Here is a 15,390-nt window from a genome sequence, read left to right as displayed (position 1 = left end):
GTGCCGGGTCGTGTTGACGCCGTCGCTGGCGAGCAGCGTCAGGTCGCGGTAGATCCCCGCCGCGTGTTCGCCGGGCGACCAACGCAACGTCCTTTGCGAAGCGTCGAAGAACGCACCCGGTGGAAGGTTGTCGGCCCATACATCGATCGCCGCGTCGTCGCGGTCGAGTACGTTGACCTGAACGACCAGCGTTTCGTTTTCCGTCATCGAGGCGTCGGCCGGCGGCAAGAGGAACTCCGGTGCCTGGTTGCCGCCATCCACCGTGATCGTCCACGTTTGGGACGTGAAGCCGCCGCGTGAGTCGAAGGCGTACAAGACGACGCGGTTTTGTTCGGCAGTCTCGGGATCGGTTTGCCAATCGATGACTCCGCTGTCCGGGTCGACTCGCATCCCATCAGGCGCTTCATGCAACCGATACGCGACCGAGTTGGAATCCGGATCACTGGCCCGGGCGTCGTATCGATAGATGCTTCCTGCGACGACGTGTTCCGGCGGTGTGGAATCAAAATCGGGACGCAGGTTCGGCGCCGCGCTGGCAAGGAAACTGGGGATGAAGTCCGCGGTGATTTCTGCCGGTGCCAACCAGCGAATCGTTTTGGCCGTGGTCGATTCCCCCGGTCGCAGCCGAACGCCATCGGGAACGTTGGCGGCTAGATCAAAGACCCAGCCTGCATCGGTCGACGGCGTCGCGGTTTGTCCAGGCACGGCTTCGCCAGACGATGCGCCGGTGTTTTGTCCGTCCGCAGAAAGCACCAATCCGACCGGCAGAATCAGGTCATGATCGCCACGGTTGGTGATCACGACTTCATAAGTGATCGATTGAGACTGTCGATCCAGTCGCGTGCCGGACAGTTCGATGTCGACGTTGGTCGAGAAATCGCTGATCGTGGTGAAGTGGATTTCATAGCCCGCGGCAAGCGAGAAACCGCCGATGCTTTCGATGCCTTCGCCGACGTACAACGTGTGGTCGCCGACCGAGAATCCTTGGGCAAACAGAGACGCCGTCCGCGACGCCGCATCGTAGCGGACTTCGGTGATTTCCGGGTGATCGCTACCATCGCTGCGAATCGCGTAGTTGCCGGGGTTCAAGACGGAATGTTGCTCCGTCCCCAAGCCCGTGAACATGTCTTCGCTAAACGTCACGCGGACCAAGCCCAACGGCAGGGCGACGACCGTTTGCGGGGCGGGATGGGTGGCGATGATTTCGGGGACGGCGATCGGGCTGAGCACATCGACCGCGTCGGTTTGGCTGACCAACACGCGACCGTCCCGCGTCGTCACGATGACATCGCCGCGGGTGCCGCCGCCGGCCAGCGCGACACGCCGCAGGGTGGCGACGTCGACCATCGTCAGTTCGCTGCCGGCGTGTGCAGCGCCGGAGTTGTGCGAGACAAACAACAGGCCGGCAAGTGGCGAGTCGCTTTGCCCAAGCGCCAACGAATCGATCGGCGTCGTGAACGACAGCAGCGTTTCGGCGCGACCGGTCGGCGAGAATTCCAGGACGGCATTTCGCTCGGGCCACTGCACACCGTAAAGCGTCCCGTCGTCGGCAAAGGCCAGACTTCCCACACGCAGGTTTTGATCTCGACTGAATCGGGAGAACGTCCCGCCGGCCGGATCAAATCGCTCGACGCCGTAGCGTGATCCGACCAGGATGTCACCGGTTGCCGGATCGACGGCCAGTCCCATCGTCAGCCCGTCGCCGTGTTCGGCCAGCAAACCGCCGTCGCTGGGGTCAAGTTCCAGCAGTGGACCGCCGCCGGTGGTGGCCCAAAGTCGTCCGGCCGGGTCAAAGATCAAATTGAAGATCGGATGATCCAGTTCGGCCCACACGCCGCCGACTGTTCCGCCATCGGGGGTGAAGCGATAGAGTTGGTTCCGGGCCGGACCGCCGCTGACCAAGATGTCTCCGTCGGGTGTTTCAGCGATCGCCATCGGGCCGATCCCCGCGGACGCCGCGGCACCAACCGCCAGATCAAACCCGTCGGCGAAACGAGCGGCCGTGAACGGTTGCAGGACCACGTCAAAGGCCGCGGGGTCGACGCGTTGCGTTTGCGCCGCAACCTGACTGGGCGAAACCTGACTGGCCGGAATCTGTCGTTCGGCCGATGCGAACAGCGGGTTGATCGATGGCGTGGACGATGGCTCGGCGGGTTGCCCAAAATTCGGTCGCGTCGTTTCTTCCACGGCGGGCAAGACGCCCAGCGACGTGGTCGAACCATCGTCATCGGCGGTCGCTCCCGATGGCGGCGTTTCCCGGTTGCCGGCGCGGTCGCTGGCCAGGGCCAGGAATTCGTAGCTCGTGCCGACGCGGCCGATCCACACCTCCTCGCCGCCGGCGGTCTGCAGTTGCCGTTTCCAAAGCTTGAAGTCGCCGCCGTCTTCGGCCACGTACAAGCTGACATGCTTGAACCCGCTGCCGCCGACGTCATCGGTAACGTCCCAGCGGACCACAAAATCGTTTTGGTCGTTCAGTGGTGTGACGTCGACGTGACTGGTCGGCGCGACCGCATCGATCTGGTACGCCAGATCGTCAGCGTCTTCCGGCGGGGCGTTGTCCAGGACCACGCGTGCCCGCGCCGTCATGACGTCGCCGGTTTCGGCCGAATCGGACAACCGGACACTGTAGGAAACGAACCCCGCGCCTTGACCGCGGGCGTTATTGGGCGGCAGCAATCCTCCGTCGGGATCGGCACGCACTTCGCCGGTCAGCGGATCGATTGCCTGGATCAACCAGGTCGCCGCATTCGACTTGATGTCGACTCCGCCGCTGACCCGCACGTTGAAACCGAGCGTGTCGCTGAAATCAAAATCACCCTGGTACAACGAGCGACCGCCCGGGATTCGAATCGTGATGTCACCGATCTGGATGTCGCCGAGTCGAAAGCTGCGGGGATCGACGGCCTGGTCCAGTGGCACGACGACGCGCACCTCGTTGGCGTCACGCGTCGTGTTCGGATCGTTTTGAAAGTTGACCGTGAACGGCAGCGATTCGCCCGCGGGGACATATCCACCGGTTTCCAGCGTGAACGGTCCGGTCTGTGAGACGGTTCCCGAATGGGCGTCGGATTGTTCGTAGTAGCCTTGCAGATTGAGCGGAAAGAAAACGTCTTCGTCGTTGGGCGTGATCCCCGTGATCTGATACTCTGCCGGAATCCCCGCGCCGCGATTGGCGAATGGAACCCAAGGCACGTAGACACGCATCGTTTGAAAGTGCGTGTTGGCGTCGAGCATCAAGTCATAGGCGTCCAAGGTCGGCAGCGCCGCGACCGGGTTGGGACTTTGCAAGATGCCCAAAAAGGAAAGCGAATCCGAGTTGAAGTTGACTTGATCCGGTTCGGCGGGCGCCTTCAGCGACGCGTCATGCCCGTACCATCGCCGCACGTTGTCAAAAAACTGCGTCAGATCTCCGCTGGCGATGATCTGGTCGCCTCCGGGACCGGTCAACACGCCGCCGGCAAGGGTCGCCATCAAGCTGGCCAATTCCTGATCGCGGCGGGTCGGCGGGATCGCGTCGACGGCGCGCAGACGTCCGCTTTCGGTCAAATAGCTGATATACAACGATTGCCAGGCTTGTGGGTCACCGGCCAAATGAACCAGCGCCGCATCGGCGTCGTCGTCGTCCAAAATCCCCTGACGCAGCAAATCCGCTTCGCCGAGTGCGTGTTGTAAGAACTCGTCGCGGGTCATCGTGGTGGCCGACACGACGACATGGAATTGGAATGGGATCAACGGCTGGATCAACAAGTCCGGTACGGCGCCGAAAGCTTCCCAGACCAGTGCCAGACCGGGCGAGATTTTGTCGAGCGAGGACGGCCCCTCGGCCAAGAAATCACTCGCCGCATATTCGGGAATCGCGTCGTAGATTTTCTCCTTGAACGCGTCCCACGCGTGGTCATGCAATTCGCGCAAGCCCGGATAGGTTTGGACTTGAAAGGTGAATCCGGCGAAGCCGTCGGCGGGATGATCGAACAGATACCCGCTGGCGGTCAGATGCCCGTCGGTGTTGACCGCCGAATCGAGTTCGGCCCAGGGTAGATCGGCAAGCGAACCTTCGGGACCGCCGCGCAGGTTGGACGTGAAGTGGTTGTAGGGCAGGTTGTAGACGTTTTGATTGATGCCCAGTTCGGGAATGCCGACGTTGTAAAACACGTAGGGCGCGTCGACGTTTCCCGTGTTTTGCAGCGAGACGCCATAGGTGCCGTTGTCACCGGCCAAGACGTAACGTGGACCGCCGATGCCGACGGTCACCTCGGGCTCGATCGTGCGTTCGACTTGGAATCGATACGGCACCACAGCCACATCGCCGCCGGGGTTGATGACTTGGACGTCATAGAGTCCGTGCGGCGCGTCCTGCAAATCAAACGTGACGATCAACTGCGACGGCGAAACATAGTTCTGTCCGGCGGGAATGATTTCGGCAAAACCGGGTCGGACCAGTTTGACGATCGCATCGGGATGAAACCTGGCGCCGGAAATCGTCGTCGTCACAAAACCGGAATCGCCGCCGATGTCGGTTTGAATGTCGGTGATCGCCAGCGGCAACAACTCCGCCAGAATCTCCACGCCCGAGTCATCGCTTTCGGTCGCGAACCCACGCACCAGCACGTAATAGGTTCCCGCTGCGGTCGCAGGGATGATCGCGGCCGGCGTGTCGGTCAGGGCGCCGCCGGAGTTGGCGTCAAAGGAGCCTCCCGTCGGAGACTGGTTGTGTCGTAGAAAAACTTCATAGCTCGAGTCGTCTGCGGCGATGATCGTGACCCGCAACGTGCGATCAGCCGGCACGTCGACGGCGAACAGTTTTTGCCCGCCGGTACCCAGCGTCGTCCCCAGCGGAACGTCCAAGGTCAACGACGGCGCGGTCAGTTGCATCGTCGATGCCGACGCGGTCTGGTTGTTGCTTTCGCCGACGTCCTCGTAGACTTGATCAAAGATGTCGGGCCGCACGATGGCTCGATAGCTGCCCGGCGTCAACGGTGGCGTGATGACTTCGACGATCGAGGTGTAGTGTTCTCCGGGGGCCAGCGTGCCACGGAACTCGACGCGTCCGGCCGCCGCATCGTTGATGTCCCAGGTCGCATCGCTGCTGAAAAACAAACGGTCCGACCAACGCCCCGAAATCGTCACGTTGCTCGTGTTGGTCACCGTCCATTCGATCTGCGTCGGTTCGCCGGCGGTGACATCATGCGGGACGACGATGTCGGTGACTTGCAAGTCCGCCGGATCGGGCAGTTCGATGACCATCGGCGTCGCCGGGGCGGCGGCATTGTTGCGTTCGTTTGGGCCTTCGAAGACGTCGCCGGTCGGACCGAACCGATCGGGATCACTGATCACGAACACGTAATAGGGACCAGTCAGTCCAGCCGGCAACGAAACGGACGTGCTGTTCTGGTAGGACGCGGCGGCCGCCAAACCCCCTTGGTGCTCCGATGATCCCAGGTAGATGTCGCTGGCCAGATCCAAGAAGCTGTCGCGTGAAAGGTAGATCAAGTCGATCCAGTCGCTTTGACCGCCGACCGTGCCGCCGCCATGGTTGGTGACGGTGTAGGTGACGTCGATTTCTTGTCCGCGATCAGCACGCTCGGGTGCGGTGATCATCGAGACCTGCAAATCTGGCAGATCGGACAAGCCGACCGACAATCCTCGCACGGCGATGTTGTTGCCTTCCAGCTGATACTCCGCGACTTCACCGCGTGCCGATTCGCGGGCGGCCGACGACGCCAGATCCCACGGTGCGAGCACGCCGGGTAGTTCGAATTCGATCCCGACCCGTCGGAACCCGATGTCACTCGGTCGTCCCGAGCGGTCTTGCATGGCGGCTGAATCGGTGAACAGCAGCAGATGAAAATCGCCCTCAATGCCCGCGGGGATTTGAACCGACAGGCGTCCGGTGTAGGACTCCCCCGGATCCAGCGAACCGAGGTGCGAGGTCGATGCGAGTTGCGTGTCGAAATTATCCAGCGACGCGTCCCGGGACAGAAACACACGATCGGACCAGGAATCCACGCGTGTTTCTCGGGAACCCGTGTTCTGGACCGTGTAAACCAGTTCGACCGCTTCGCCAGCGGTTGCGGCCGCGGGGAATTGAAGATCGGTGATCGCCAGATCGGCTTCTTCGTACCGGATCGGCAAATCGGCGCGGGCGAGGTTGTCACTGGGATCTTCGAACGCCCAACGTCGGAAATGCGAATTCCAAACCTCGTTGTCACCTTCGACGGCCGGATACCAATCGGTCAACAGCAAACGCGATTGATAGGGGAACAACAGCGGGGACCGATCGTTGTTTGCGTTCAAGTGAACCCACAACGAGTAATCACCGCCGGTGCCTTCGGGCAGTGTCGTGGTAAAACTGACGGTGTATTGGTCGCCCGGATCGATCGTTTCGGCGGGCGCGTGAATCGACGCACCCAAGTACGACGCCCGCTCGCGAATGAAGCTGGTGTCGGGCGAAAGCCACAAAAAATCTTTCCAGTACGTCGTGCCGCTCCAGACGGGATGCTGGCCGATGTTTTCGACGGTGTAGCTGAACGTCACTTCTTCGCCGGACTTGGCATCGGCCGGCAAGTCGAACCCGACCACTTTCAAGTTGGCCGCGGCGGCATGGATGTTGGTCGCCACCGCGGTGACGTTGTTCGTTTCATCGACCTCTTCGACCGGGACCAACGACTCGGTCGCCGTCGACGCGCCGGGGAAGAAACCGGAAAGGTCGATCGACGGCTGCGGCGGCAAATCGTCATCGGTGATGACAACGATGTATTGGCCACTGGCGGCGGGCGAAAGGTCGACGTCGACCGACGTGGTGTAAGATGCGCCCTTGGCGAGAGGCAGGTCACGTTTCTTTTCCGCCAGCAACAACGTCCGGGCGCCTTCGGCCTTGGGATCGGCATGGTCGCTCAAGTAGACGCGGTCCAGCCAAGCTCCCGTGTCGGCATCGGCCAGCCCACGGTTGTCGACGGTCCAGCTGATCGTGACGGACTCACCACCGCCCGCCACCGCCGGTGCAACGATCTCGCTGACGATCAGATCGGGTTGCGCCCCGAGCACCTGGATCGCGCGAGCCTTGTAATTGTTGTTGTCAATGTTGTTCGGGTCGTCGGGATTGTTGTTCGCCGCCAACGTGTCTTCGGGGATTGCGTCCAACGGGTCGACCCAGGGCGTCACGTACCAGGTGCCCGATTCAAGTTGCCGTGGGATTCGTATCGTGGTTGACGTTTCATATCCGGCTGATCGATCCAACGATCCGACATGGGTGGTTGTCTGCAACAGCAGATCGCCTTGTCCGGGATGCGGCCGATTCTTGTCACGCGTCAGCCAGACGTTTTCCGTCCAGGTGTCACCATGGGTCGCGCCGCTACCCAAATTGGTCACGGTGTATCGGACGGGAATCTCGGCCCCCGCAACGACTTGACTGGGCGTGATCACATCGCTGACCACCAGATCGGCCAGCGGTTCGGGTTCGATGAAGATCGACTGGTAGGTGGTGTTGTTCTGGTTGTTGGGCCATTCGGCAATAATGTCCGTCGCGTCGGTTTGCACGATCACGTAGACGTCGCCGCGATAGCGGATCGGGATGACCACGCTGCCGGCGTCGCTGCTGTAACGCTCGCCTGCCGCCAGCGCCGAACCGTTGACGAGCTCTCCGATCAAGATGTCCGCCTGGTCGACCACCGTATCGAGTGACAGGTAGATACGATCAACCCAGGTGTTGCCGGCCGTGCCGACGGCACCTTGGTTGACCACCGTGAATTGCGGAGACAACGTTGCGCCGGCGGTGAGCCGCTCGGGGATGGTGATCGAATCGACTTGCAAGTCGGCTCGCAGACGTACGTTGACGGTGATCGGAACCGACGCGGTGTTGTTGACGACTGCGTCGCCCTCGTAAAGCAACGCTTGAAAGTTGGTGCGGACAATCAGATTGAAGACGCCCGTGGACTGGATCGGAATGCGAATCGACTCGTGGCGTGTGTAGCTTTTTCCGGGCGTGAGGGGATCGACGAATGGAAACGTTCCCAACTGGATGATCGGCCCATCCGGATCGCCGGCCGATTGCAGGTAAACCCGATCGATCCAACCACCCGATGCGGAACCGATTCCGTCATTGCTGACCGTCCAGCTGACATCCAACAGCGTCCCCTCTTCGGCCACGCGGGGTGCCACGACTTCGTCGACGATCAAATCAGGTGACGGCAACAACGTGATTGGAAAGGCCCCACTGGCCGCGCGATTGTTGTTATCGAAGATGAATTCGAAGGGGCCGCCGTCGTTCGCCGCGTGGACAATGACAAAATGATCACCGGACAATCCTTCGGGCACGATGAAATGGCCGGTCCGGGTATAGCTGCCGCCGGCTGCAATTTGCCCGAAGTGCTGGAACCGAACTTCGCTGCCTTCGATCGGCTCTGTCCCGGCGGCGTCCTTGGCCAAGTAGACCAGGTCGTACCAATCGCCACGGTTGGTGATTCCGATCCCCGCGTTGTCGACCGTCCAGGTGACGCTGGCGACGGATCCGGCGTTGACGGGCTGCGGCACGTCGATGTTCGTGACGACCAGATCGGCGAAGGCCGCCGGCATGACGTCGATGGAACCAGCGTGCTCGGCATCGTTGTTCGATTCGTTGCCGTTTTCGAACACGTTGTCGCCGAAATCACTGCGCACCCACAACCTGAACCGACCGCTGATCTCGGGCGGCAAGGCGATCGTTTCGCTGCGCGCGTAGGAACTGCCGGCTTCCAATCCTCCCGAATGGCCAAACGTCGCGATCACCAGGTCATCATCGTCGCCGACAATCGCGTTGCGGCTGAGCACGATCGCATCGGACCACTGATCGGTCAGTCCGGGGCCGGTGCCGAGGTTGGCAACGGTCCAGTCGACGGTCAGTTGCGAGGGGTCGCCGATCAACTGCGTCGGCGCGCTCACGTTGGTCACGGTCAGATCCGCGTAAGGCGACAGCGTCAATTCGATCGATGCGGCCTCCAGGTTATTCGCTTCCCCGGCGGTGCGTTCCCCCAATTGGCCCAACGCATCGGTGACGACCAACAGGTACTTTGCACCTTGGACATCGATCGGCATCACCAGATCACGCGTCAGCCCGCGAGCTTGTTGGGGATCGAGCGGTTGAGTGATTTCAAATTCGTCGATCAGACGATCGTCGGCGGAAACCGAAAGATCGTCGGACAGATAGATGCGTTGTTGCCACGCCGAAGCGACGCCGGTGCCTTGATTGACGAATTCAAAGCTGAGCGGAAGGGTTTGCCCGGAATTGGCCGCCGCCTGCAGCGTCATGTTTTGGACGACGACGTCGGGATGATCGATCCGGATCGTCCCGCCGATCAATGTATTGTTCGACTCATAAGGCCCCTCGAACAATCGATCGGTGTCGTCGGTCGCGATCAGGATTCGATAGTCGCCGTCCTGCAGCTCCGGCAAGTCGACCGTCATCATCGACAGATAACTCTCGCCCGGCGCGACGGGGTCGGCTTGAAAGACGCCGCCGACCAGGTGTGAAATTTCCGGGGCCGCGACCGATTGCAAGTAGATTCGGTCGAACCAGCGATCGGGCGTCGCCGCGTCGCCTTGATTGACCGCGGTCCAGGTGAACACACTCGGCGTCCTGGGTTGACCGGTCGATGGACCGCTGACCGAGATCGGCAGCAGGTCGACCAGCGGCGGCACCGTCAACTGCAGCGGCGCCGAAACGAACGCGTTGGCTTCGTCGGTCTCGTGAATCTGATTCCCGTCATCGATCGACGCGATCAGGTAATAGGTGCCCGTCTGCAGCGACTGGGCCAGCGGCAGCGAAACGTTGATCTGGTTCGTGTATTCACCGCCGGCCGCGAGCGTTGCATCGTGAACCGATTCGTGCAGTGGCAGATCGTCGGCGTCGAGAACGTTGTCGGTGGAAAGGTAGATGCGATCAGTCCAGGAACCACCGCCGGCAGCCGCGGCACCCACGTTCTTGATGTCGAGCAACAAGGGGACTTCATCGCCGAAGTCGAACCCGGTTGTGGGGGTCGGCAAGACGCCGCCGACCAGGATCAGATCCGGCAGCGCCCAAGGAAAGCTGCCGAACCATCGGTCGTCATCGAGTTCCCCGTTGATTTCGTCTCCGTCTTGGTTCATCGGGTTGCCGACCCAATCGAGCACGTTCGGCCCGATCGTCAGCGAGTAGTCGCCGTCGGTGTATTGGTCCATCACCGGGCGGACCATGAATCGATCGGTTGAATCGTCCACCGGCAAAATGGATTCGATCACGATCGAGGTGTCGTTTGGTCCGACGAGTATGATGTCGTCGGCGGACAATGAATCGCGCTCCATCGGTTCACTGAATTCGATGACGAAAAACGGTCCATCGGGATCGACCGCACCGCGTGACGGAGTGATCGAGACGACCGAGGCGCCGCTGGAAAACCCGGTCACCAATTCCAGCGTGCTCGGCGACAATTCCGGCGAAAGGATTTGGCTGCCGAAGTCGAGCCCCGCGTAACCGGGTGAACCGCTGCGTGATGCGTACGTCATCACGACGTAGCTGTCACCGGGTTGCGGATCATAGTTGTTGACGCGGTTGGTTCGGATGATGCCGTCGAGCGTGACGTCCCCGCTGACGTTCAAGACGTCATGCTGCTCGATCGGAACCAATCCGCCGACGTCGAAGCTCAGTTGCCCGCCGCTGATCAGCGACAACGAACCCTCCACGGTCAGTTTTCCTTCGGGTTCAACGATGCCGCCGACAACGATGTCCGCTTGCACGAGGCCGTTGCCGGTGAGAACCGAATCCGACTGGAGTGTGAACTTGCCGAGCAGGCTTCCTGAATCTCCGGCCGTCACGTGGACTCCGCCGAGTGATGTGCCCGACGCATCGTTGCTGCCCAGATCGACGGTTCCTCCGTAACGCGAATGCACGCTGGAAAAACGATTCGAACCGGTCAGCGTGCCGGAGGAATGATCGAGGAACGATCGCAGGTTGGCCAGATCGATCCGACTGTCGACGCCTTCGCTGAGCAGTTCGATCCGCCGCTGGGATGCGTTTCCGACGTCGGGGTCTTCGATCGTCTGCACCCCGGACAGATCAACAATGGCGCCAGACAACGCTTCGATGAAAACGCGTGAATTGTAGTCGTCACCGTTTTCGATCGACGTGACTGCGGCTAGATCGAGCCGGCTGCCGAACCCTTCGGCACGCAAGACTGCGATTTGATTCGGCGCCGTCGTTTGGTGCTTGATCGACGTGACCGCGGGCAACGAAAGTGTGACGCCATCGCTGACGACCAAAGTTGCCGAATCGATGCCCGAAAGCCGCGGCACGTCGGCGGTTCCGCCGCCCTGGAGGGAAAGCGATCCGGCGGAAAGATCCGTCAAGACGGGAAACGATGCGGCATGTCCGTCGATCTGAATTGCTGTGCCGACGGCGGAAACGAGTGCGGTGAATGGTAGTGTCCCGTTGCCAGCGACCTGGAAAAGGCTGTTCGTTGCAGCGACGATCGATTCAAACGAAAAATCGCTTCCGGCGTCGGCTACGATCTGCACACCGGTGATTGTCGACAACGCGGGTTCCGCGATGGTTCCGCCACGGGTAGCGGTCAACGAAGAATGCCCACTGGCGACAGCGTGAGAAACCGGCGACTCGCCGATGTCGGTGAAGGTCGTCAGCGAAGACAACTCGATCTCGCTGTCGGGCCCGTCGGCGGAAACGTGAACGCCGCGGCCGGACGTGTTTCCGGTGTCGGGTTCGGAGATTTCCAGGACGCCTGACAAGTCGATCGCGCCGCCGTCGCGGGCTGCGATCGACAACGAGGATCGAAAGTGCGTGCCGCCTTCGATCTGTGTCAGATTGGGGAATTCCAGGCGACTGCCCCGACCGGATGCGACCAACGCTCGTGTCTGGTCATTGTCGGTGGAGGCGTGTGAATAGGATGTCACCAAGGGCAGCGACAGCGTGATCCCATCGGCGACGTGGATGCTGGCCCCATCGATCGTCTCAAGCAGCGTCGTGTTGATCCGGCCGCCGGACCGCAATTCCAGTCCGCCACGGGTCAAGGTCGTCAGTGCGTCGCTGTCGATGAAACCGTTGTCGGCGATCAAGACGGTTTCGTTTGCCGATGTCAGTCCAGGCAAAGCGACGGATCGATCGGTCACATGCAATCGCCCCTGATCGAAGCTGGAAACCGTCTCAAGCGGCACTTCACTGGTGGCGTCGACGACAACGGCAACGCCATCGAGCGTGGTCAGGGAATCGAGCCTGACGGCGCCGCCGTCGCGGGCGATGAGTTCGGAATAGGACTGTGCGTCGTCGGCAACCGTGGCGTGATCTTGAAAGGACGCGAGGGACCGCAAATCGATCGAACTGCCGGCGTCTTGAGCCTGAATCGTCACACCGCGTCGCGCCGTGTTCCCGTCGGCCCCGTCGACAATTTGCGTGACGGCACCGAGATCGATGTGACCGCCGGAACGGGCTTCGATACTCAGACGGTTGCCGTAGTGGGTTCCTCCGTGGATCGACTGCAAGGATTCGAACACCAAGCGGCCGCCGCCTTGGACGATCCAGTTTCGCTGGACGTTATTGGCCGCCGCGTCGTGGTGATAACTGGCCACGTGTTTGAACACCAGCTCGGCACCATCGTCGACCCGCAAGTTGCCTCCGTCGATCGATTGCGGGCCATCGACGGACAATGACGCATTGGGACCATGGACGACCAGCGTGCCGCCGTCGGACAAGTTGAACGTTCCGGTCAATGTCGATGCGGCGGCGACGGTCAAAGATCCACCGACGATGTCCAATCCGCCAGGGCCATGGATGCTGCGAACGACGGGGTCGCCGGTGATCGTGACGGTGACGCCGGTAACCGACAGTTCGACGTCATCGAAGATGCCGGGCACGACGCCGGCGTCCCAGTTGGCGGGATCGCCCCAGTTTCCGTCGCCGCCGACCCAAGCAATGGTTTGGGCAGAGGGAATGGATTCGGGAGGGGGCGTCTGCGGGACCTCGTCGGATGCAGCGGCCCGCAGGCTCGCGCCAGACGGCTGACCGCTCGATTCCGTCGCGACGGTCGTGTTGATCAACGTCGAAAGCGCGGGTGCATCGATTTGCCCGCCCGCCGATTCCGTCAGCGTGGACAGGACGTTTCCGTTGCGATCGATCACGCCGACGAGCGCGTCGAGTTGAATGTTTGAATGGGCACCATCGGCGATGAACGAAAAGCGACGGCCACTGGTGTTTCCATCGGTCGGATCGACGATTTGCACAACGTTCTGCAAGTCCACCGATCCGCCCAGCACCGCTTCGACATCCAGCCCCGTGCCCGACTGCGTCCCGCCGCGGATCCAGCGTAAACCAGAAAGGTCGATGTGGCTGCCCGGCCCCTCGGCGACCCAAGATCGAATCGAACTGATTTGCGTCGTTGCCAGATCGTAAGATTCAATTTGCGGAAACGCGATTCGGGTTCCGCCGTAAGCTTGGAGACTGGAACCATCGATGCTGGCGACGTAGGGCATTGCGACCGTGGCGGCGGAATCGGTGACCAGCGTGTTGTGTTCAAACCGCGTGATCTGGTTCAGCCGCGCGTCGGTTTGAGACACGGCGAGCCGAGTGCCGGTAATGGTTTGCAAGGCGTCAAAGTCGCTCGGGCGGGCAGCGATCGTGATGGCACTGTCTTCGATCCCCACCAGGTTTGCGACATCGATGTCGCCGGGAGAATCGACGGTGGCTTCGGTGCCGAGCAAATGCGCGAGCTTCGGTGCGATGATCTCACCGCCGCTGCTGGCGTCGATCCTCGAATGCTGTCCGGGGCCGCTGCCGTTGCGATCGATGATCGAAATCAATGCGTCCAGTTCGATGCGACTGTTGGCCCCCGACGCGGTGATTTCGAAGGAGCGAAAGTTCAGGTCACCGTGGGGCTCGTCGACAAACTGTTGGACCGCCGGAAGTGCGATCACGGCGCCGTCGTCGGCTTGAATCACGTGATCGTTGTTGTACCCCCAGCCGCCGATGATCGACGACAAATTGGGCAGTTCGAGACGCGAATCCGCGCCGCTTGCCGACCAGGTGCGATCGATGGAGGAAGCGTCGCCGAGGTGTCGATAGCCGGTGACGCCGGGTAGAGAAAGTGTCGCTCCACCGCGAACTTGTAAGTCGGTTCCGTCGATGTTGGTCAACCCTGGTGCGGCAAAGACGCCGCCGCTGTCGACGGCGATCGCTCCGTCACGCAGGCGGTCAATCAACGGCAAAGCGAGCTGCGCACCGGCGACGTCAAACTCGGATCGATCGGCCGATGCAAGTTGCGACAGCGTGGTATTGTTTCCGCGCACGATCAATCGCGAATCGACCATCGTTTGCAACTGCTCCACCGCCAGACTTCCCGAACCGTCACGCTGGAATTGTGCACCTCGGGCGTCGGTCAGGGATGCGATGTGGATCGACGCGCCGGCGGTTGCGGAGAAACTCGTTCGTTGGTCCGCGTTCTGGTCGGTCACCGTCGTCAGGGCGGACAAATCGATCTGGCTGCCGGCATCGCTGGCGACGAAGGAAAACGATCGGCGGCGGGTGTCACCTTCGACCGGATCGACGACGGTCTGAACGTTCGACAGGTCGATCACGCCTCCGTCGGCAACTTGAACGATCGTGCCGGAGTTGTAGTGCGTCGCGCCGGTCAGTGTGCGCAGGCCGCCGAGTTCAATTCGGCTGCCGCTGCCGGTGGCGGTGAATTGTCGTGTTTGATTGTTCGCGGTCGATTGGTGTCGATAATGCTCGACCGATGGCATGGAGATCACGCCTCCGGCGCTGGCGGTCAGACTCGCCTGGTCCAGATTCACATCGCCGTCGACCCGCAGGTTGGCATCGGTTCCGTCGGCGAGCAGCGTCAACGCAGACCGCAGCAGCAGATCACCTCGGACGTGCAGGTTGCCCACGATAAGAAATTGGCTGGCGGCCGAGTCGATGGTCAGGCGATCGGCGATGGTTGCCGAAAGCAAAGAACCGTCAGATGGACGCAGCGTGGCGTCTTCGACGATCAGTTCATCGACGACCAGCGACGTGGTCTTCAGTTCCGCTCCGACCAGATGCAGTGGTTCGTTGGAGAGGATCGACGTGACGGCGGTGTCGGCGTCGATTCGCACGATCAGATCATTCGAAAACGATTCAATCGTGACGTCGTCGAAAGCGGTCGGCAACGCGTCGCTGTCCCAATTCAAGGGATCGTGCCAACGGGTGCCGTCGCCGCCGCCGTCCCACTGGACGGTCGCCAGCAGATGACGGTCTTCGAGTTTTTCAAACGGTGACGGAATCAACCGCTGGCTGATTCGCTTGCGGGCCAACCGTGCCGCCTTGTTGCGACGGCGGTTGCGCCATTGGTGTCCCAACCCCTGCCGCGTCTGCGGCCGATCCTTTTTCCGTGCCAT

At 61.4% G+C, this 15,390-nt stretch carries 1 protein-coding gene (cut by a window edge); it reads right to left on the bottom strand.

Features of this window, described 5'->3' with window-relative positions; genetic code table 11:
• Positions 1–15,390 carry the 5' end (the start) of a CARDB domain-containing protein gene (locus tag Enr13x_RS06675; protein WP_145385288.1) on the bottom strand. Its footprint begins 25,209 nt before the window's first position, so only the first 15,390 of its 40,599 coding nucleotides appear in the window; it begins with the start codon at positions 15,388–15,390; its stop codon lies beyond the left edge, outside the window.

Source organism: Stieleria neptunia, assembly GCF_007754155.1.
Lineage (GTDB): Bacteria > Planctomycetota > Planctomycetia > Pirellulales > Pirellulaceae > Stieleria > Stieleria neptunia.
This window is presented reverse-complemented; position numbering and strand designations above follow the sequence as displayed.